Annotated in this window: 13 protein-coding genes and 1 pseudogene; 7 read left to right on the top strand and 7 right to left on the bottom strand. The window is 52.8% G+C overall.

Annotated elements, in window-relative coordinates:
- The first annotated feature begins 2 nt into the window (after nt 1-2).
- From QEH52_RS11585 to QEH52_RS11595, 3 genes are read left to right on the top strand one after another with little or no spacing between them, the layout of a single operon-like run.
- Nucleotides 3-1,568, top strand: a complete 1,566-nt coding sequence (locus tag QEH52_RS11585) for a DmsC/YnfH family molybdoenzyme membrane anchor subunit (protein WP_308950623.1) — start codon at nt 3-5, stop codon at nt 1,566-1,568.
- On the top strand, nt 1,568-3,793 hold the full coding sequence (locus tag QEH52_RS11590) for a molybdopterin oxidoreductase family protein (RefSeq protein WP_308950624.1): 2,226 nt from the start codon (nt 1,568-1,570) through the stop codon (nt 3,791-3,793). The genes QEH52_RS11585 and QEH52_RS11590 overlap by 1 nt, the downstream gene beginning before the upstream one ends.
- 17 nt (nt 3,794-3,810) lie before the next feature.
- Entirely contained in the window at nt 3,811-5,547 is a 1,737-nt protein-coding gene (locus QEH52_RS11595) for a diflavin oxidoreductase (protein ID WP_308950626.1), read from the top strand.
- A 160-nt stretch (nt 5,548-5,707) separates the two neighbouring features.
- Here QEH52_RS11595 and QEH52_RS11600 read toward each other — a convergent pair whose 3' ends face one another.
- The 3 genes from QEH52_RS11600 to QEH52_RS11610 all read right to left on the bottom strand — a co-directional run bounded on the left by QEH52_RS11600 (nt 5,708) and on the right by QEH52_RS11610 (nt 9,504).
- Nucleotides 5,708-6,736: a DUF481 domain-containing protein gene (locus tag QEH52_RS11600; protein ID WP_308950628.1), complete on the bottom strand. Its 1,029-nt coding sequence runs from the start codon at nt 6,734-6,736 to the stop codon at nt 5,708-5,710.
- 64 nt (nt 6,737-6,800) lie between these two features.
- Nucleotides 6,801-8,585 (bottom strand): biosynthetic-type acetolactate synthase large subunit, encoded by a 1,785-nt coding sequence (gene ilvB, locus QEH52_RS11605; RefSeq protein ID WP_308950630.1) that lies wholly within the window; start codon nt 8,583-8,585, stop codon nt 6,801-6,803.
- A gap of 109 nt (nt 8,586-8,694) precedes the next feature.
- Nucleotides 8,695-9,504 carry an ABC transporter ATP-binding protein gene (locus QEH52_RS11610; protein WP_308950631.1) on the bottom strand — a complete coding sequence of 270 codons (810 nt, stop codon included), beginning with the start codon at nt 9,502-9,504 and terminating at the stop codon, nt 8,695-8,697.
- 104 nt (nt 9,505-9,608) lie between these two features.
- Between QEH52_RS11610 and QEH52_RS11615 the strand changes: the two genes are divergently transcribed.
- Both QEH52_RS11615 and QEH52_RS11620 read left to right on the top strand, forming a co-directional pair.
- Entirely contained in the window at nt 9,609-10,391 is a 783-nt protein-coding gene (locus QEH52_RS11615) for a TIGR00282 family metallophosphoesterase (protein WP_308950632.1), read from the top strand.
- A 77-nt stretch (nt 10,392-10,468) separates the two neighbouring features.
- Nucleotides 10,469-10,735, top strand: coding sequence for a hypothetical protein (locus QEH52_RS11620; protein WP_308950633.1), 267 nt, complete (start codon nt 10,469-10,471; stop codon nt 10,733-10,735).
- An 85-nt stretch (nt 10,736-10,820) separates the two neighbouring features.
- Here the strand turns inward: QEH52_RS11620 and hemG are convergent, their stop codons facing one another.
- The 4 genes from hemG to purD form a co-directional block, all read right to left on the bottom strand.
- A complete protein-coding gene (gene hemG, locus QEH52_RS11625) occupies nt 10,821-12,179 on the bottom strand; it encodes a protoporphyrinogen oxidase (protein WP_308950634.1) in 1,359 nt (452 codons plus the stop codon).
- A gap of 73 nt (nt 12,180-12,252) precedes the next feature.
- A complete protein-coding gene (locus tag QEH52_RS11630) occupies nt 12,253-13,863 on the bottom strand; it encodes an SLC13 family permease (protein WP_308950635.1) in 1,611 nt (536 codons plus the stop codon).
- Between the two features lie 155 nt (nt 13,864-14,018).
- Nucleotides 14,019-14,507 carry an arsenate reductase/protein-tyrosine-phosphatase family protein gene (locus tag QEH52_RS11635; RefSeq protein ID WP_308950636.1) on the bottom strand — a complete coding sequence of 163 codons (489 nt, stop codon included), beginning with the start codon at nt 14,505-14,507 and terminating at the stop codon, nt 14,019-14,021.
- 104 nt (nt 14,508-14,611) lie between these two features.
- The gene (gene purD, locus QEH52_RS11640; protein ID WP_308950637.1) at nt 14,612-15,898 is read right to left on the bottom strand and encodes a phosphoribosylamine--glycine ligase; all 1,287 of its coding nucleotides are present in this window, start codon (nt 15,896-15,898) and stop codon (nt 14,612-14,614) included.
- A 103-nt stretch (nt 15,899-16,001) separates the two neighbouring features.
- On the opposite strand from purD, the gene lepA reads away from it, so the two are divergent.
- The gene (lepA, locus tag QEH52_RS11645) at nt 16,002-17,810 is read left to right on the top strand and encodes a translation elongation factor 4 (RefSeq protein ID WP_308950639.1); all 1,809 of its coding nucleotides are present in this window, start codon (nt 16,002-16,004) and stop codon (nt 17,808-17,810) included.
- Between the two features lie 270 nt (nt 17,811-18,080).
- A pseudogene (locus QEH52_RS11650) lies at nt 18,081-20,971 on the top strand (hypothetical protein); the annotation flags it as partial.

A 20,971-nucleotide genomic window follows, 5' to 3' on the forward strand; every position in this document is an offset into this window, starting at 1 on the left:
AAATGCTGCTCAAAGAGCAGGGCACTTTGCAAACGCCTGTCGGCGTATTTTCTGCCAAGCATGCATCCACTGCTGTGGAGCCAGAGCAAGCGAAGTTTTACAAACAACTGCTACCGCTTTCTAAGCCTGGCGAGGGAGAGCAGTATGCCTTTAAAGTGGATTTAGATAAATGCACGGGCTGCAAGTCTTGTGTGTCCGCATGTCATAGTTTAAACGGTCTCGATACCGATGAGACATGGCGTGATGTCGGCACCTTGCATGGAGTTGATCTGGCGGGGGCTTCCTATACCCAAACTGTAACCACAGCCTGCCACCACTGTGCCGACCCTGCGTGTTTGAATGGCTGTCCTGTGCTGGCCTATGAGAAAGACCCTGCGACGGGTATTGTACGCCACTTGGATGATCAATGTATCGGTTGTCAGTATTGTGCACTCAAGTGTCCCTATGATGTTCCTAAGTATTCCAAGAGTCTCGGGATCGTGCGTAAGTGTGATATGTGTCATAATCGCTTGGCCGATGGTGAAGCGCCGGCCTGTGTGCAGGCCTGTCCGACAGAAGCCATCAGTATCACCATTGTGAATACGCAGGCGACCTTAGCCGCCGCGCGCGCCGGAGGTGAATTCTTGCCTGCTGCCCCCGAGGCTGCTTACACCGCGCCCACGACGCAGTATGTGACCAAGCGCAACATTCCAGTTGGCGTCGAAGCGGCCGATCACTACGCACTGGAGCCTGAGCATGGACACTTCCCGTTGGTATTGATGTTACTACTGACTCAGCTTAGTGTCGGCTTATACGGATTTTCTATATTTGCTGGCGTGAGCCTGTCACCGTATCTGTGCCTTGCAGGCTTTGTGAGCATGGCGATTGGCCTCGCCGCTTCGACTTCGCACTTGGGGCGCCCTCTGGGGGCCTGGCGCGCATTTCTCGGTCTGCGGCGTTCTTGGCTGAGCCGTGAGATTGTAACCTTTGGCTTGTTCTCAGGCGTGGCGGCTGGCTACACTCTGACGGCTTGGTTGGACTTCGTGCCCAGCTCCATTCGTGAGTTCGCGGCTTGGGCCAGCTTTAGCATCGGTTTGTTGGGTGTGTTCACTTCGATTATGATTTATCATGATACGAGACGTGATTTTTGGGCCTTTCCAATCACTGCGCTCAAGTTCTTTGGTACGACACTTGGTTTGGCGGCGGCTGTTTATTGGGCTTTGGCTGTGGTGGCCGGAGAGTTTTCTCTCATAGCGCTCTGCTTCATGTGCTTGGGGCTGGGTGCGAAACTGCTGCTGGAAGCAGTGTTGCTCACGCATGTTAAAGCTGACGCGATGACGCCTGCCAGGAAATCGGCTCTATTGATGCTGTATCCACTGCGAGCTGTCACCAGTCTACGCTGGGGCGCTTGTCTGCTCGGCCTGCTGATGGCTGTTTTACTGCAGGCCTCTGCGGTCTCTGCGAGCGCGGCGACTTCTATCGTGATCGCATCCCTGGCGGTGGCGACTCTCTTCGTTTCAGAATTACTGGAACGCTCACTTTTCTTTCGTGCGGTGTCCGCACCTAAAATGCCAGGAGGCGTTCGATAATGTCGGCTCTAGATATACTTAAGGATCAGTTGCGAATGCGCGCCTTCGATGGCGTCTTGACCGAGCGCTTAGTGCAAGACCCTGCTGCCCATGGCCTGGGCCGTTTGCCCCAAAGCGCTAAGCCCGATGCAACCGTGCATTCTGTCTGCGGTTACTGTGCGACGGGATGTTCGCTCAAGGTGCATTTACAAGCGGGGCGTGCCGTCAACCTTAGCACTCATAGTGATTATCCAGTCAACTTAGGTATGGCCTGCCCGAAGGGCTGGGAGGCTTTAACACCGCTGGCGGCTTCAGACCGTGCGACCACACCTTTGCTGCGCGGCCGCGATGGTGAATTAGAGCCTGTTAGTTGGACGGCTGCAATGGAGGCATTTTGCGCGGGTTTTAAAGATATTCAAAAGCAGCATGGCGCGGATGCCGTCGCGTTTCTGAGCACGGGGCAGATTGTGACCGAAGAGATGGCCTTTCTAGGCTCTTTAGCTAAATTCGGCATGGGCATTGTGCATGGTGATGGTAACACGCGTCAATGTATGGCGACCGCGGCGACGGCCTATAAGCAGTCCTTCGGCTACGATGCACCTCCATATAGCTATCAAGACTTTGAAGAGTCAGATGTGCTGATTTTTGTCGGCGCGAATCCTTGTATCGCGCATCCCATCATGTGGCAACGCGTGATGCGTAATCAGCGTGATCCAGAGATTATCGTGATCGACCCGCGCAAGACAGAAACTGCGATGGCGGCTACGCAGCATCTTGCCATCCAACCAAAGTCGGACTTGGCACTCTTTTACGGACTCGCCGCGCACTTGGTTAGTATCGATGCGGTAGACTTGGATTTTATTGCTGCTCATACGGAGGGCTATCATGACTTTGTCGAATTCTTGGCGGATTATAGTCTGGAGACCGCCGCCGCAGCTACAGGCTTGGACTATGCTCAAGTCAGTCGTTTGGCTCGTTTGATTGCCTCAGGTAAGCGTGTGTCTTTCTGGTGGACGATGGGGGTGAATCAAAGCTACGAAGGCACCCGCCTGGCACAGTCGATGATCAATCTTGCATTGATGACAGGTAATATCGGCAAGCCTGGCACTGGGGCCAATTCAATTACGGGACAATGTAATGCGATGGGCTCACGCTTGTTTAGCAACACGACCGGGCTACTGGGCGGGCGTGGTTTTGAATGTGCGGAAGATCGCCAGACGGTTGCGGATATTTTAGATATGCCAGTTGAGCGCATTCCCGATCGTCCGAGCCTGGCTTATAACGAGATTATCGATGCGATCGATGCGGGCACCATTAAAGGCCTTTGGCTAGTCGCTACCAATACCGCGCACTCTTGGATTAATCAAAAGCGCTTTCGCCGTGTGCGTGAGAAATTGGACTTTCTGGTGGTGCAAGACATGTATCACAGCACAGAGTCGGCCGAAATCGCTGACCTCGTCTTGCCGGCTGCGGGCTGGGGAGAGAAAGAGGGTGTTTTTATTAATTCCGAGCGACGGATCGGACGCACACGCAAGGTGAGTCAAGCTCCGGGGCAGGCGCTGGCCGACTTTCATATTTTCCGATTGATAGCACACCATTGGGGCTGCGCAGAGCTCTTTAAAGAATGGTCTTCGCCTGAGGCGGTCTTCCGTATTTTGACTCGTTTGAGTCATGGTTTACCCTGTGATATCACGGGTATCGATGGCTATGCCGACCTTGAACGCGAGGGAGGCATTCAATGGCCGTTTAAGAAAACTGAGCGAGAGCAGCCTGGCCATGAGTTGAAGGCACAGCGGCGCTTATTTGAGGATGGAAAATTCTACCATGCCAATGGACGTGCCAAGTTTATCTTTGAGGCTCCACGCCCGATGCCAGAGCCTGTGAATGCGGATTACCCCTTTATTTTGCTGACCGGCAGAGGGACTTCCTCTCAGTGGCATACTCAGACGCGCACATCTAAATCCGATGTGCTTCGGAAGCTGTATCCAAAAAATCCTTACGTGGAGATTAATCCGGAAGACGCCACCGCGTTGAACATTAAGCCCAACTCAAAAGTGTGTATTCGTTCCCGCCGCGGGGAGGTCGAGGCCACCGCGGTGATACTCGCCAGTGTGCAGCCGGGCCAAGTCTTTATGCCGATGCACTACCGCATAACCAATCATCTAACTGCCAGTGCCTTCGACCCATATTCGAAGCAGCCCTCGTATAAGGCATGCGCCGTCACAGTTCACAACATTCACTCTTAATCTAACTCGTAATTCCTATGACAACTGCACCATTCATTCCTGAAAACGCACCTTTTAGTGAAGATCAGCGCGCCTGGCTCAACGGCTTTTTGGCGGGGCTGTATACCAATGCGCCGGTCGAAGGCGAGGCCAGCGCGGCTGCCGCGACTCCCGTGACCATCCTATTTGGTTCGCAAACCGGCACCGCGGAAACACTCAGCAAAAAATTGGCGAAGCAGCTTAAGGCTACGAATTGCGAGCCTACAATACGTGATATGAGCGAGCTGTCACCCGAGGATCTTAAAGAGATTCAACATTTGTTGTTGATCACCAGCACCTATGGGGAGGGCGAGCCGCCGGATAATGCGCAAGCTTTGCATGCTGCCTTAATGGCCGAGGGGGCGCCTCAGTTAAAAGATCTCAAATACTCAGTCTTTGGGCTCGGGGATTCATCTTATGCCGACTTTTGTCAATGCAGCAAAGAGTTTGACCAACGCTTGGAAGCACTCGGTGCGCAACGTGTGGCCCCCATGCTGGAAGCGGACGGCGATCCAGACGATGCCTTTGCAGAGTGGCTATCGGGCGTGCAAGCAGTGCTCGGAGAGGCTAGCAATGCCGTGGACTCTGCAGTGGTCGAGGAGCCTGAAACGGACGAGCCGCAGTATACCAAGAAAAACCCCTTCGCCGCGAAATTATTAAAAACAGAAAATCTTAATAAGCTAGGTTCTTCAAAGGCGACCCATCATATCGAAATTTCGCTGGAAGGTTCCGGTATCGAATACGAAGTCGGCGATGCGCTCGGTGTTTTCCCCGAGAACAATGTAAAGTTGGTGGACGAGATCATTGAAGCTGCAGGTTTCACGCCCGATGAACTTGCTCCCGTGCCACAAGGGCCCGATCAGCAACTCTTTGAAGCTTTGCGCTTTCATTATGATGTTAGCGTGCTCACCATACCATTCCTAATGGCTTGTGCCCGCTTAAGTCAGCATGCAGAGCTGAAGGCAATCGCAGCCGACGAAGCAAAGAGCAAAGCATATATTGCCGGGCGCGGCTTGGTGGATCCGATTGTTGATTTCGAAGTCAAATTCCCAACTACGGAATACCTCGTGGCTCCTTTAAAGGCGTTGAATGCACGGCTCTATTCTATCTCCTCGAGTCCCCGTGCGCACCCCGGCGAGGTGCACTTAACTGTGGGGAAAGTGAGCTACGATAGCCATGGTCGCAAGCGCTTAGGAGTCTGCTCGAGCTATTTGTCCGATCACAAATGTGATCGTCCGGTAAAAGTATATATGCACTCCAATAAGGCTTTTCGTCTAACGGAGGATAATGATGCGCCTGCGATAATGATCGGTCCGGGCACTGGGATTGCTCCTTTCCGCGCTTTCCTGGAAGAGCGCGAAGTGCGTGGGGCGCAGGGGAAAAACTGGTTACTTTTCGGTGATCAGCACCAAGCGACCGATTTTCTGTATGAAGATCAAATCACCGCATGGATGAAAAGTGGTCTCTTAACTCGATTCGACACCGCGTTTTCTCGCGACCAAGCCGAAAAGGTGTATGTGCAGAATCGTATCGTCGAGCATGCGGAGGAGTTCTATGCTTGGTTGGAAGAGGGCGGCTATATCTATATTTGCGGCGATGCTAGCCGCATGGCCAAAGATGTGGATGCCGCGATCCATCAGGCCGTTGAGCTCGCCGGAGGCAAAAGCGAGGCAGAGGCCAAGGCCTACGTGGAAGCACTTAAGAAGTCGAAGCGTTACCTGCGTGACGTTTACTAGGCCGATGGAAACAGGGCTGCTCTCCGCGTTCTATATTGCTTGTATATGCGTGTCTGCGTTGGTCCTGGGCCACAAACAAAAGTAGCCGAAGTCTTAACGACTTCGGCTACTGAAAAACTTCTGATTGGACTAGCTGTGTGCCTCGCTGAAGTAGAAATGATTAATCCCAAGAATACACCATTTTTGTGTAGTAAGTGGTGTCCATCTTTTCTTCAGCTGTGGTGTCGCTTTCATATTCGTTTTTGATCCCCATGCGGACTTTCCAGTTGTCGCCGCTGCCGACTGGGACTTCAAAACCACTGTCGTGAACGACGCGGTAGGAGCTAAAGTCGTCGATCGATGGAACGAAGGTGAGGTCGTTCTTCATCTTGAAGTGATTTTTGAACTGATATGTGTGCGCGAGTCCGAAGTCGATTGTGGCGCTGGATTCGTCTTCTTGGTCGTTTTCGTAAGCTGTGTAGCGGTAACCCAAACCTGAGCGAGCGACCAGTGTTTGATGGTCTTTGTTAATCAAGCGGTAAGATAGGCCCGCTGCATTGGTGGAGCGGAGCTTGATGTTATCGATTGGGTCATTTTCCAACTCTGTGCGAACATACCAACCAAGCACTTCGCTGAAGAAGGACTCGTAGGAGGCACCACCGGCTGTGCGGTCTTCTGTTTTGTCCCCGTTGTCTTCTGCTTGCTCATAGTCGAAGAAGAAGGCTAGGGTGTCGTTGGGGCCCTTTAACTCTGCATCGAAGCTGGTACCGAGGCGGAACTTGTCGCTGTTACCTTTTTTACCTGTTAGATCAACACTGGCCTCATAACGCCATTCGCGGCGGTTGCGGACCACTTCGGGATCCTCAGCTGTAGGCGCCCATGCGGCGGCTACTTTGGTGGTGCTGGTTTCCAGCACGCCGTCTTTGGATTGTATGCGAATGCTGTCGCCGCCGTTACTGGCGATCGGGCCAGACATCACTGTGCCACTGGCTAAGCGTACCACGCGAGGTGCATCCGATTGGAAGCTCTCTACTTGGTCTTGCTTGATTTTCAGTACACCAGCGTATGCGGTTTCCAAATGGATCACGCCTTTATCGATCAGTTGGATGGTGCCGATGAGTTGCGCGCCGTCAGTGGTGCGCACAACGTCGGCACTGGCGACCGAACTGATGAGTATGCTGGAGAGAAGGACTAGTGTCGTTGGTTTCATATCTAAAAAAGAATGCGGACTTCCAAGCGTTGGAAGTCCGCATAAAAAGAGCAAATTTTGAGCCTTATTCGGATTTAATTAAGATTTCTTTAGCCGATAGGCCTTGCTTGATCATTGGCAATACGTGCTCGGTATAAGGCACGATGACTTCGAGGACGTAAGGGCCGTCGTGGGCGATCATCTCTTCGATGGCGGGGCGCAAGTCTTCGCGCTTGACGACACGCTTGCCAGCTACGCCGAAGCCCTCGGAAATCTTTACAAAGTCAGGATAGATGGCGTCGATGTTATCGGGGCCGCCAATATTGTCCTTGTCGCAGAGGATCGTTTGCCCACGCACGCTTTCATACAGCAGGTCTTCCCATTGCACCACCATGCCGAGGTGTTGGTTGTTGAGGATGATGGTCTTGGCGTTGATTTTTTCGATCTTAGCGGTGGCCAGTTCCTGAATGTTCATCATGAAGCAGCCGTCGCCGTCGATGTTGACTACCAACTTGTCCGGGCAGGCAACCTTGGCACCGATCGCTGCGGGTAAGCCAAAGCCCATCGTGCCCAAGCCGAGTGAGCTGATGTAGCTGCGAGGCTCGCGGAACTTGAAGAACTGGGCGGTCCACATTTGGTGCTGTCCGACACCAGTGGTGATGATCGCGTCGCCCTGAGTGACTTCGTAGAGAGTTTCGATGGCTTCTTGCTGCGTGATGTGGCCGCTCTTGTCGTAGGAGAAAGGATACTCTGCTTTCCAAGCGTTGATTGTTTTGAACCAAGCGGTCAGGTCGGGCTTGTTGAATTTGCCTTCTTTGACGAGTTCGATCATGCGCTTGAGAGCGTATTTTACATCCGAGTGGATCGGGTGCTGCACGCGCTTGTTTTTATTATGCTCGGATACGTCGATGTCGATATGGACGATCTCTGCATCAGGCGCGAATTTGGAGACGACGCCTGTGATGCGGTCGTCGAAACGTGCACCGGCGCATACGAGCACGTCGCTGTCGCAAACGGCCCAGTTGCCGGCGACGGTGCCGTGCATGCCAAACCAGTAGAGAGATTGTGGGTGTTCTGCGTCAAAGGCTCCAAGCCCCATTAGTGTTGAAGCCACGGGCACGCCAGTTAGCTCCGCGAGCTCGCGTAGTTCCAAGTGTGCGTCGGCTGAGATGATGCCGCCACCAATGTAGAGTACCGGACGCTCTGCGCCACTGATCAACTCGAGCGCTTTGAGTAGTTCCTCGTCGCTTGCTTGGGGCTTAGTGGACTCGATTTTGTAGCCTGGGAGGTCGATCTTGGCAGGGAAAGTCGGTGCAAAAATGGCTTGTTGCACATCTTTAGGGATGTCGATCACGACGGGGCCAGGACGGCCCGATGTGGCAATGTGGAAGGCTTCTTTGACCACGCGCGGCAGGTCTTCTTTGTCCAATACTAGGAAACTGTGCTTCACGATCGGAAGCGTCATTCCAAAAAAGTCAGTTTCCTGAAAAGCAGTTTTGCCGATGAATTGCTGATACACTTGGCCTGTGATCGCAATCAGGGGAATACTGTCCATGAACGCATCCGCGATACAGGTGACTAAATTTGTCGCACCCGGTCCCGATGTGGCCATACATACGCTGGCTTTTCCAGTCGTGCGAGCGTGGCCGTGAGCCATGAAACCGCCACCTTGCTCCATGCGGGGCAGAATCGTGCGGATCTTTTTGCTTTTGGTGAGGGCTTGGTGCAGCTCCATTGAAGCGCCGCCAGGATAGGCATACACCACATCCACACCCTCGCGCTCAAGAGAGGCGACCAAGACATCGGCACCCTTCATTTCGGGGCCAATTTCGTCCTGTTCAGGGAAGTCGATTGCTTTATCGGTTTTCATGTGTGTGTGGTGTTTTTGCGTTGTGTTTAGAGTTTGCGGGCAAAGTGCCCATGTGAAAGGGCAAGGAAGAAGACAGTAAATCGCGCTCGAATCAAGCACGTAAGCGTGCTTAAAATGTCATGCGGAATCGTTGAGTGTTCTCATCTTGCTCTACCTGTAGGCTGGCGCTAAAGGCTTTGATCATTTTTTCTCGGTCCAAGAGTACTTCACGCTTGGGGCCAGCGGCAAATACTCTCCCTTTTTTGAGTAAGAGCACGTGTGTGATTTCTGGTATAATCTCCTCTACGTGGTGGGTGACTAGTATGATGGCGGGCCCGGTTTTCATACGGGCTAATTTTTGCAAGCTTTTGAGAAAGCGCTCGCGGGCCACGGGATCCAGTCCAGCGCAAGGTTCGTCGAGTATTAGCAATTTGGGGTCGTTGATCAAAGCACGTGCGATGAATACCTTCTGTCGCTCACCTTGACTGAGCACGCCCCATGGTCGCTCTGCCAGCGCACGCACGCCCATTTTACTTAAGCAGCGCAGTGCTTTCTGACTGTCGACTTTCTTTTCACGTGTCCAGTAGCCCAGTTGTGCGTTTTGGCCACTGAGCACAGTTTCGATGCCAAATTCATCGGCGGGCACGCGTTGAGTTAAGGCGCTACTGACAATGCCCAGTTTTTGTCGAATCTCATTCCAATCACTCTCGCCATAGGTTTCGCCCACCACGTGGATTTCTCCGGCAGAGGGCGCGCGGTAGGCTGTAATGGCAGAGAGTAGGGTGGTCTTGCCACAGCCGTTGGCCCCCAATATCGCCCAGTTCTCACCGGCTTTTACCTCCCATTGTATCCCCTTTAGAATATCGACATCGCCGCGACAGACTTTCAGTTTTTGAACAGATAAGAGTGGATGTTGAATCGAAGATGACTGTGCTTTCATGGTGAATGTTGATTAGCTGAACCCCCAAGGGAGCTTTTTCAAATTTATATTTCTCAATCTTACGGCCTTGCGCGCATGCGAGACATTCAGCAATACAGAGCACTATGCCAAAAATTCTATTTTTAGGAGATATCGTCGGGCGGCCTGGCCGCAACTTTGTGATCGAGCGCGTGGCTTCGTTGCGCGAAGAGTATGGGGCCGATATCGTGATCGCAAACGCCGAAAACTCCGCTGGAGGGGCCGGAATGACCAAAAAGATCGCCGACTCCTTGATCGCTGCGGGGGTGGATGCCATCACCTTGGGAGACCATGTTTGGGATCAGAAGAATTTTGAGAACGAAATCGATCAACTCGAGCGCGTCTGCCGCCCCGCCAACCTTCCTGAGCAAAACCCAGGTCGTACCCATTTAATCGTAGAAAAAGACGGCTTTCGCCTCGGCATTCTCACCGTTTTAGGCCGCAATTATTTGGCGCTCAAGTCCAGCTGCCCCTTTCGCATGGCCGATGCCAAGCTCGAGGAACTTAAATCGCAGTGCGACGCCGTTTTTGTGGAAGCTCATATGGAGGCCACCTCCGAAAAAATTGCGCTGGGCTGGCACCTCGATGGGCGTGCCGCCGCGGTTGTGGGCACCCACACTCATGTGCCCACTGCGGATGGACGGGTTTTGCCCGCAGGCACTGCCTATTTAAGCGATGCCGGCATGTGTGGCCCTTATGCCTCGGTAATCGGCCGTGAGGTCGACCAGGTCGTGGCGACTTTCCTCGATGGCATGAAGCGACGCTTCCCTGTGGCTGAAGACGATGTGCGGATTGCCGGCTGTTTGATTGAAGTCGATGCAAGCACAGGACTCAGCCTAAGTTTTCAACGTGTCGAACTTGCAAAATAGCTGGGAATAATATTTTTACTTGAAGCTCTGTCTTTTGTGGCCCCCGCGGGCCACGCTACTTATCTATCCAAAATAATATGAAACAGTTACTAATTCCATTCCTATTCTTAGCAGCAGTCATGACTGCCCAAGCTGGTGCTGAATGCGCAAGCGAAGGTCATGTAGCCAAAGCAGACGCCAAATCGCTGCCTTGCGATATGCCCAAGAAAGCCGATTGTGCTGACAAAAAGGACTGTGGCGACAAGAAAGCCGATTGCGCTGATAAAAAAGCAGACTGTGGCGAAAAGCCTAGTGAGTCAGCGGCATTGCCAATGCCAAAGATGTCATGCTGCGCGGCTAAATAGCCCCGCATTTTTGATACATTTCCTCCAGCCCCGTATCCGTCAGGATGCGGGGCTTTTTTTGGTTCGTCTCGGGCTTTCGTCGACGTCAGGCCAATGCTGCTTCGATACAGTAGCTGAGTGAGATGCCGTTGCGATAATTGCCGGCGAGCTTGAGGCCTGGATGATCGGCTTCGATACGATCCATCTGTGCGAGCGTGTGGCCGTAGCCTAGTTTGTATTGAGGGATCGCGCGTGGCCAATGCTTGTGGTGCACAAAGCTCGGGTCACCTGAGACGCCCAAAATGGCTTGTAATTCAGGGAGCACCTGGGCGAGTAAGGCTTGGGTGTCAGGCACTGCGAGTTCGGGTTGACGTTCGCCACCGATGAAAACCGTCAACAAAGCTTCATCCTCGGGGGCGCGTCCTGAAAATAAACTGGATGGAAAGAGGACTCCGAGTATTTTCCGACCTTCGCATTCGGGCACCAATACACCAAATCCATCGAGCGGGTGAGCGATCTGTGCGCGCTTGAAAGCCAGACTGAGCACCGATACCGGAGGATAGTCGATCGTTTGCAGGGCTTGAAGAGCCGATTGCAGCGCTGGTTCCAGGGGTAACTTGGGCAGTGCATGCGCGGGTGTGGTCAGTATTAGTTCGTCATATGCATGTGAGTGCTCATTCCAATCAAGCTGCCAGCCATCTTGTGTGCGACGTATGGATTTTATGCATACTCCCGTGTGGACTGCTTTGCCTAGAGCTTGTGCCAGTAGCTGTGGAAGTTCTGCAAGACCATCTTTAAAAGAAATGATGCGCTTATTAATTGGGGGCGCATCGTTTTGACGTGCTGCACGCATCTTGGCCAGTGCTCCGCGAATCATGCCACCATGATTTTGTTCTAAGGCGTAAAGTTTAGGGAAGGCATAGCGAAGCGAGAGTTGTTCCGGATCGCCTGCGTAGATCCCGCCGATTAGCGGGTTGATAGCGTAGCGGTAGAGCTCATCACCAAGGCGCCGCCGCACGAAGTCCGCTGCGCTTTCTTCAATGCCTGGGGGCAGCGATTTTACGAAGGGCTCTTTCAATACGCGCAACTTGCCTGCGAAAGACCAGAGCGGGGTGGTGAGTGCGGAGAGCGGGCCCATGGGGACTGCTACAGCTTGGCCATTGCGTAGAATAAAGCGTTTTTTTGCGGCATCGTCAGCCACCACTGTGCGTGCTTCGAGCCCTGGCACGCTGCGTAAAAAGGCATCTACTTGGTGGCTGTTAACTTGAATCGAGTTGGGCCCTTCTTCCGCTAAGTAGGGGCCCGAGCGAAAGCTTTGAATCGCGCCGCCAATGTGTTGTGAACACTCCAATACCACACAGTCGAAACCGCGCTGTTTGAGCTGCCAGGCACGCGCAAGCGCAGTGATTCCTGAACCAATGATACAGATTTTCTTCACAACATGCAGCCAATCGCGCTCAGACAAACTCTGCAATTTGAAAATGCCTAGCAGTTCTATTTCTGAGCTAAGGCCTGAGCCAGGGCTGTTATTGAGCGCTTTACTTAGCCCAAGCTGGGAGTTCGCCGAGGCTGATCCCGAAGATGGGCACTAAGAGTAGATAGAGCGCGAGCGGTATAATGATAATGCCAAGTATATTGGCACCAAAGCCAGCACGTACCATTTGTGGGATCGTGACGTGGCCTGAGCCAAATACAATCGCGTTGGGCGGTGTGGCTACGGGCAACATGAAAGCACAGGATGCGGCGAGTGCGGCGGGCGCGAGCAAGACCAATGGGTTTTGATTTAAGCCAATTGCGATGCCAGCCAGCACCGGCATCAGCATGGTGGCGGTTGCCGTATTAGAGGTGAGCTCGGTGAGGAAAATCACGAGTGCGGTCACACCGAGCACGATCCAGAAGAGCGGTAAGCTATCAAGAAAGCTGACATAGCTCACCACCCAAGTGGCCAGGCCGGAACTTTGGAAACCACCCGCGAGGGCGAGCCCGCCACCAAAGAGGATTAATACCCCCCATGGTAGTTTGGCGGCCCATTCCCAATCCATGACAAATAGTCGCTTGCGGAAGTTGATCGGTATGATAAATAGTAGAATTGCGCCCGTCATGGCGATGGTGGCATCCTTGATCATGCCAGGCTCTGGAAAGAGTGAGGCGAGCTGGGGGCGGCAGATCCAAGACAATGAAGTCAGCAAAAAGACGATGCCCGTCCAGCGCTCACCTGGCTGCATTTTTCCCATTTTCTTGAGTTCGTCGTCGATTATGTTTCGGGCGTTGGGTAATTCCAACTTCGGCATGGGGTTGATCACTTTAGTCAACCACAACCAAGTTAAAGGTAAGAAAATACAGACTAAAGGCGCACCGACCATGAGCCATTTGGCAAAGGTAATTTCGTAATCGTATGTCTTAGATAAGTAGCTGGCGAGCACGGTGTTGGGCGGGGTGCCAATTAGAGTGGCCACGCCTCCGATCGAGGCTGCGTAGGCGATGCCAAGCATCAAATTTAGAGACAGAGTTTCGATGTGCTTATTCGCCGAGTTTGCGCCGCTTTGTTGCATGCGGTCGGCGATTTGCGTGACTACAGCCATGCCGATGGGGAGCATCATTACGGTGGTCGCTGTATTCGAAACGAAGGCAGAAAGTACCGCAGTCGCGAGCATGAAGCCGAATACTAAGCGCCCTGCTGAAAAGCCTGTGAAGCGGATGACCTTTAAGGCAATGCGCCGATGGAGATCCCAGCGCTGCATCGCGAGGGCGATGATGAAGCCGCCCATGAAGAGAAAGATTAGATGGTTGGCGTAGGGAGTCGTCGCTTGCGAAGTCGACATGACACCTAACAGCGGAAAAAGTACGATCGGTAGTAGGCTTGTTGCTGGGATCGGGATGGCTTCGCTGATCCACCAGGTGGCCATCAATAAAGTCACCGCGGCGACACGCTGGGCTTCCAGCGACATGCCGTCGGGCGTTGGGATCAGCAGCATGATCAAAAATGCCAAGGGGCCCACGACTAGGCCGACACGCTGCCGCATGCCGAATTCGCGTGAATGGTCGTCGTCGGCGCGTTTAGGGTCTTTCTGGACTCGGTAGTGTTGTTCGGCTGGGGAAGATTCTAGTACGCTGGAAAGTTCTTCGTTATGCTCGGGGTCGTTACTCATTAAGCTGAGGGGGAGTTGGTAGGTGAGGGGAGTATGTATAAAAATGAAGCCGTGCTAATTGAGACTTGGCGGGGGGTATCCAAGCCAAAGCTCCCCTGAGTGCTGGGGGAGAGAGGGGGCAACAATCTGCTCGTGAGCGAAGCTGAAAGGCTGAACTACTCGCCTTTGTATTCCTGCTTTAAATACGCGATGATTGAGGGGATCGCCTCGGCCATCGAGTCGAAGCATGCCCTGTAAGCGGCTAGGTTTTGGCCGTAAGGGTCTGGGATCTCGGGATCTGAGCCCGCGGGCATGAATTCTCGGAATAGGTGTGCGCGTGGCGGGAGTTGCCCGTGGTAGTGCTGTAGGGTGTCGATGTGTGACTGCGTCATGCCTAACACGAGAAAGGAGCGGTCCAGTAGATCCTGGCTCACCGGTTGACTCTTATGATTGGATAAGTCCAATTGTACCTTTTTGACAGCAGCGACTGAGTTGCTGGATGCGGGGTCGCCATAACAGGCGGCAACGCCTGCAGACGCGACTTCGAGTTGGTCGAGTGGGGCACCCTCAGCGGCGAGCGCATGTTGCAGAAGCTTTTCTGCCATGGGGCTGCGGCAAATGTTGCCGGTGCAGATGGTCAGAATCAAATTTCGTTTATCAGCCATATCCTTGCGAAGTGTTCGTGTGTAGAGGGGGGAGAGTCGCTCTTTATAGGAACTCCGATAAAGAGCGACTCTTGGAGACTGTATGTTTTTACTGCTTTGTAAAGCTATCGGTTCAGCTCGCGGTGGCCTATGTCGCGGCGCAGGTATTTGTCTTCAAATTCTACTTGGTCGCATACGGAGTAGGCGAGCTCGACTGCAGCTTGCAGTGTCGGTGCTTGCCCGCTGACGCCTAATACGCGGCCACCAGCGGTGCGGATGGTGCCATCGGCGTCGCGAGTGGTGCCGGCATGCACGACTGCGCTGCTGGCCGGCAATGTGTCCGGGAAGCTGATCTCTTTGCCCTTGGCGTAGCTGCCTGGGTAACCACCTGCGGCTAAGACAATAACGATGGCGGCGCCTTCGTGGAATTGTAATTGAGTTGGCAAGGCTTCTCCCTTGGCAGAGGCCAGCAGCACAGGAACCAGATCGTCCGCGACCATGGGGAGCAGCACCTGTGTTTCCGGGTCGCCGAAGCGCACATTATATTCAAGCACTTTGACGCCCTTGTCTGTCAACATGAGGCCGGCGTAGAGCGTGCCGCGGTAGTCGATGCCGTCGGCTTTGAGGCCAGCCAGCGTGGGCTTGATGACTTGCTCTTCGATCTCCGCTTGCATCGCAGCAGTGACCTTGCTGGTCGGCGTATAGGCGCCCATACCCCCGGTGTTGAGGCCTGTGTCACCTTCGCCCGCACGTTTGTGGTCTTGGCTGGGAGGCAGGCATACGAAGTGTTCGCCCGAAGCGATGACGTGGATCGATGCTTCTTCGCCATAGAGAGTTTCTTCGATCACAATCTCCTTACCGCTGCTGCCAAAGGCGTCGCCTTCGAGCATGTCTTTCACTGCGGTGACAGCTTCTTCTTGTGTCTCTGCCATGATGACGCCTTTGCCCGCGGCGAGGCCGCTGGCCTTGATCACGATGGGAGCCGGGTGCTCTTCCAAGTAAGCGAGGGCGGGGGCCACTTCGGTAAAAGTGCCGTAGGCTGCGGTCGGAATCTTGTGGCGGGCGAAAAAGTCCTTACAGAAAGCTTTGCTCGATTCGAGCTGTGCGCCATCCTTGTTGGGGCCGTAGGCAGGGATGCCGACTGCGGCGAGTGCATCCACGAGGCCTAAGCTGAGGGGCACTTCAGGGCCGACCACTACCAGCCCGATATTCTGCTGCTGCGCCAATTCCACCAGCGCAGGGATGTCTTCGACGGAGCGGTCGAAGCATTCGACCTCCGAGGCCATGCCACCGTTGCCGGGGGCGGCGATGACTTTGCCAGCCATAGGGCTTTGTAGGCATTTTTGGACAAGGGCGTGCTCGCGTCCGCCGGAGCCGATTACGAGGATATTAAGCTTGGATGATTCTGACATATGCGGCGACGTTTCCAGAATCGACCGCCTAGGTAAAGTTTGTTTTCGATAAAGAGGGTTGAACTTTTCAATAAGAACGTGATTTTAGCGCGTTCCTTCATTTATGACAGATCTTAACCATACTCGCAATTTTTGTATCATCGCTCACGTCGACCACGGCAAAACGACTTTGTCGGACCGTATTCTAGAGAAGACGCGTACGGTCGAAATGCGTGACATGAAGGCGCAGCTGTTGGATTCGATGGATCTAGAGCGTGAGCGCGGAATCACCATTAAGAGCCACCCCGTCTCGATGGTCTATCGAGCACAGGATGGGCAGGACTATGCGCTCAATTTGATCGATACTCCTGGGCACGTGGACTTTTCATACGAGGTTTCCCGTAGTTTGGCGGCCTGTGAGGGAGCGATGCTCTTGATCGATGCCGCGCAGGGGATCGAAGCTCAAACGGTGGCCAATGCACACCTCGCGCTGGAGCAAGGGCTGGAGATTATTCCTGTGATCAACAAAGTGGACCTACCGAGTGCAGACGTGCCCGCGATTATGGTGCAACTGGAGGACGTTTTAGCGATTCCGGCCGATGAAGCCGTGCTCACTAGTGGCAAAACCGGCATCGGAATCGAAGATTTACTGGAGGCCGCCGTCTCGCGTGTGCCCAAGCCGCGCTGGGCCGAAGTGGATGGACTGCGGATGCTGATTTTTGACTGCATTTACGATGCCTATAAGGGCGTGATTTGCTACGTGCGCGTCTTTTCCGGTGAGGTCAAGATGAACGACTCCATCATCACCATGAGTGACGAGCGCAAGATGCTGGTTAAAGAAGTGGGCAAGTTCTCGCCTGCGATGACGAAGCAAGACACGCTCAAGGCGGGCGATGTGGGCTATGTCGTGACGAATTTGCGCGATGTGGCGGACTTGAAGCTGGGCGATACCATCACTCACAGTGCAAATCCCACCAAAGAGATGCTGCCGGGCTATAAGGAAGTCAGTCCGATGGTCTTTAGTGGTATTTACCCGATCGACACCAACGACTATAATAAGTTGAAGGCGAGCATGGGCAAGTTGCGCTTGAATGATGCTGCCTTTGTTTACCAGTCGGAAAACTCGGTCGCTCTGGGCTTTGGTTTCCGCTGCGGGTTCCTCGGTCTGCTCCACATGGAAATCATACAAGAACGCATTCGCCGTGAGTATGATTTAGACGTAATCTCTACCTATCCAAGCGTGGTCTACTTGGTGACACAAACGGATGGGGTGCAGATCGAAGTTCACAATCCCGTCAACTTGCCAGATCCGGCCGAAATCGAATTTATTGAGGAGCCGATGATCAATGCTTCCATCCACATTCCGTCGGGTTCGATCGGTGATGTGCTGGCCTTGGTCTCGGAGAAGCGCGGGATTTGCGAACACACGGAGACGATCGATGGTCAGCGTGTGATGTTGGTTTGCCGCCTGCCCTTGAATGAAATTTTGGTCGATTTTAATGACCGCCTCAAAAGTATCACTCACGGCTACGGCTCGATGGATTATGAAATGGCTGGCTATGAAAAAGCGAAGCTCTGCCGTCTCGACATTCGAGTGAATGCAGAGCCCGTCGATGCATTCTCTTCGATTGTGCACTTAGACAAAGCCGAGAGCCGCGGTCGCGTGCTTTGTAAGCGCCTAAAGGAGATCTTGCCCAAGCAAATGTTCAAGATCGCAATTCAAGCCGGCATTGGCAGTAACATCGTGGCACGCGAAACGATTAGCGCCTACCGCAAAGATGTGACAGCAAAGTGTTACGGTGGTGATATTTCCCGTAAGCGTAAGCTCCTCGAGAAGCAAAAAGAGGGTAAGAAGCGCATGAAAAACATCGGTAGCGTATCGATTCCGCAGGATGCCTTTATCAAGATCCTAAAGACCTCCGACGGCGCTTAATCCTCGCAGGCTCGGTCGTTTGGGCCAAGTGATCGCCCGTTCTTGTAGCACATTATCAGTATAGTGTTGAATGGCTGGTCGAGTGAGAACCTACGTGTAGGCACTCCCTGCGTATTGATTCGTCAAATCGGTCGGCCTCTAAGTTTTTCAAAATTTTTAGCAATATTTCTAGTTTAAGGTTCTAGTATTAGCGTTAGCTATGCTTATTAAGGGTATTAATATATGGTTGAATTATAAGTAAGTATTACCTAAGCACTTTGCCGTGTTGCTATGAAGTGTGTCTTATATGTTTTAATCTGTCTTTTTACATTCTGTCACTTACAGGCGGTTTCATTATCGTTTGATGCGGGTGAGTCGATCGATTCATTGAGTCCAGGTGATTACCATCACTATGAGGTATCGGTGCCTGCTAACGCGGATGGTTGGCGTGTCCTGCTGCATAGCGGGAGTGGTGGAGTTAACGATCCAGACCTTTTAATTCGAAGAGCTGCGCAGCCCACGCTTTCGATTTATGACCGTATTTCTGAGACGGGGACGAGTGACAGCATCTATTATAGCGAGGCCGAATTAAGTGCGGGGACTTACCATATCGCCGTTCACTTGCCTGCGGAGGCGACTTCCAGCACTGTGAATTATACGCTTAATAGCGATCATTTTGCTCTCAAGCGAATTAGTTTTGATGGCTCTGCCGATGTCGATACCGTTGCACCAGGGGAATTTAAGCATTATGAAATTGTCGTGCCTGCCGATCGTGATGGCTGGCGACTGGTGTTGAATAATCGCACGGGAGTTCAGGTAGACGATCCGGATCTCTATGTGCGACAGGATCTTTACCCTTCGACCAATTATTATACTCGTCGCTCTCAAAATAAATTGTCGGATACGCTCTTTTTTACCGACCAAGAATTAAATAGTACTAGCTATTATGTCGGCGTTTATCTGCCCCCTGATGCGTCCCAGAGTGTTGAATTTTCGCTTTACAGTGAGGACTACTCGGTGGTGGAGCTTGTGTGGGACCCCGGCTCTGAAGCTGCTGGCACGGAAAAATATATTGAAGCCGGTGCCAGTGGGGGCGAATACCTGTTTCGCATTGTTACTGAAAATCCGGACCATGCTGTTTGGCGTGGGGCATTGCAGGTCAACTCTGGCGAGGCTGATCTTTACTGGAGAAATCGTAATTACCCGACTGTCGATCAAAGCACCCAAAAGTCTGAGCGTAGTGGCAGTGACGGTTTTACCAGTTATTTGAGCAGTAGCAGCGGTGCGGGGCAGGAATGGTTTTTCTTAGTAACTGCGAGTGAGGGGGCGGACTGGTCTTTTTTTGCTGGCGACATCCATGTTGAAAACTTGGGCGTATTGGCTGATGACAGCTCTAGCTCTTCAAGTCTCGCACCGGTCGGCCCCGAAGGGGCCCGATTCTTTCAAACGGAATTGCCCGAAGAAATGCTCGCTTGGCGGCTGTGGGTGAACGATGGGACCGATGTCACACTCGATGTGCCTGTTTATACCAGAGCTAATGTTGCCCCTCATTTTTCCAGCACCAGCTATTATCAACATGTATTTAACGGGCAAGATTTACTCGTGCCCGATGCCTCGCCAGAGGAATATGAAGCTGGAACGGGCGAAGCTTATTTTATTGCGGTTTTTGCTGATCCTGGAACTGCGCTGCGACTGGATAATCGGCAACAAATAGTGACTGATGTTGCCCACCAATCGACGACTGCGTCCATCGACTCGACTGGCTATCATTTCCACACCTTCCATATCGATGTGCCCGTCGAGCAAATTGCGTGGGAAAATACGAGTCTGCGCTTAAGTGGGGACCCTGATCTGGTCATTCGTAAAAATCAGGTGCCTAACGCGCGAGAACACGAGTTCCAGTCCGAGGTGCTTGGCTCTGTGGATGATAGTGTCACCCTCGTTCCCAATGTCCTGACGGATGGCAGTTTTTATACGACTGTCTATTCGGATGCTCCGTTTTCATTTCAGTATTTTAACGGGGAGCCTGTGATCACCGATATCGATTATACCAGCACGACGGTGAATGATTTAACTAATAAGGTTGGTTGGCGCTTTTACCGTATTCTCGATATTGACTCTCAGGTCGGTTTCTTGGGCTGGCGATTGGATTTGTTGAATCAAACAGAGGATGCCGAAATCTACATTCGCCGTAATGCAGTGCCAGGATGGGAAAATGGTCTTTACAATCAAAAGTCTGATGCCGACCTCCTACAGGATGCAAATCATGAGGCCGATATTTGGTATGTCGGTATTTATGATCCAATCCGGGCGTTAGGCGCATTTACTCTCGATTCAGGCCCCATCTTGCCTGAGCTAGTCAGCTTTGATGGCGGCACGGACACGGTGGTTGCCTTGCCAGAGCAGCAGTGGCAATACTACCGCATTGAGGTTCCTGAAACGGTAGGCGGCGAGGCGGTCTTAGGCTGGGAGTTGCGTGTGAAGGATATCGTAGGCGGTAGTCCCTATTTGGTGCTTCGCAATGCGCAGGTTCCAGACAGCACTTCTATAATTCCTTATTATGGTTGGTCTAATTTGACTTCAATGAGCTCAGGTTATCAGCTTAGTGTAAGTGGTGATGGTTGGACCAGTGATCTTGGCAGTGATCGAGTTTTGAGTTTGTCGATGGGAAATCCCTTGGAGCCTGGAACTTATTACGTGGGTGTTTATAATCAAAGTACTACTGAAGGCAGTTCATTTACTTTACAAAGTCGCGGCATTGGCAGCGGGATGAGTCTCGATGTGATTGATGTCACGCCAGGGGCGGATGTTGTCGTCAACGGTTTAGGAGCTAGTGAGCCTGCGTTTTTCAAGTTTGAGCTAGCTTCGCCGGTAAGCGGTTGGCAGTTCGAATTGGATTTTGGAGCAGCAAGTCCAAATGGTGAAGGTATGCTGGTATTGCGAGAAGGCTGGCTTCCCAACACGTATCGTGACGGTGAATCCTCTACGAGTCCTTTCAACTCGGCTTCATATAGTGGTCAACTCACGAGCCAAACAGTGTTGGAGATTGAGGGGCAGGAACGTTTTACCTTGTTGCCTTATAATGGAGAGAGCGAGATTCCAGCGGGGACTTATTATGCTGCGGTGATAAGCGAAGGGAACAGCCCGGAGAGCACCAGTCGTATCGGTACGGGCGCGGTGGA

Source organism: Thalassobacterium maritimum (assembly GCF_031127805.1).
In the GTDB taxonomy this organism is placed as follows: domain Bacteria; phylum Verrucomicrobiota; class Verrucomicrobiia; order Opitutales; family Coraliomargaritaceae; genus Thalassobacterium; species Thalassobacterium maritimum.

Coding starts and splice junctions, on each gene's coding strand:
- QEH52_RS11585 (WP_308950623.1), top strand. CDS start 3: ATGCTGCTCAAAGAGCAGGGCACTTTGCAAACGCCTGTCGGCGTATTT.
- QEH52_RS11590 (WP_308950624.1), top strand. CDS start 1,568: ATGTCGGCTCTAGATATACTTAAGGATCAGTTGCGAATGCGCGCCTTC.
- QEH52_RS11595 (WP_308950626.1), top strand. CDS start 3,811: ATGACAACTGCACCATTCATTCCTGAAAACGCACCTTTTAGTGAAGAT.
- QEH52_RS11600 (WP_308950628.1), bottom strand. CDS start 6,736: ATGAAACCAACGACACTAGTCCTTCTCTCCAGCATACTCATCAGTTCG.
- ilvB (WP_308950630.1), bottom strand. CDS start 8,585: ATGAAAACCGATAAAGCAATCGACTTCCCTGAACAGGACGAAATTGGC.
- QEH52_RS11610 (WP_308950631.1), bottom strand. CDS start 9,504: ATGAAAGCACAGTCATCTTCGATTCAACATCCACTCTTATCTGTTCAA.
- QEH52_RS11615 (WP_308950632.1), top strand. CDS start 9,609: ATGCCAAAAATTCTATTTTTAGGAGATATCGTCGGGCGGCCTGGCCGC.
- QEH52_RS11620 (WP_308950633.1), top strand. CDS start 10,469: ATGAAACAGTTACTAATTCCATTCCTATTCTTAGCAGCAGTCATGACT.
- QEH52_RS11630 (WP_308950635.1), bottom strand. CDS start 13,863: ATGAGTAACGACCCCGAGCATAACGAAGAACTTTCCAGCGTACTAGAA.
- QEH52_RS11635 (WP_308950636.1), bottom strand. CDS start 14,507: ATGGCTGATAAACGAAATTTGATTCTGACCATCTGCACCGGCAACATT.
- purD (WP_308950637.1), bottom strand. CDS start 15,898: ATGTCAGAATCATCCAAGCTTAATATCCTCGTAATCGGCTCCGGCGGA.
- lepA (WP_308950639.1), top strand. CDS start 16,002: ATGACAGATCTTAACCATACTCGCAATTTTTGTATCATCGCTCACGTC.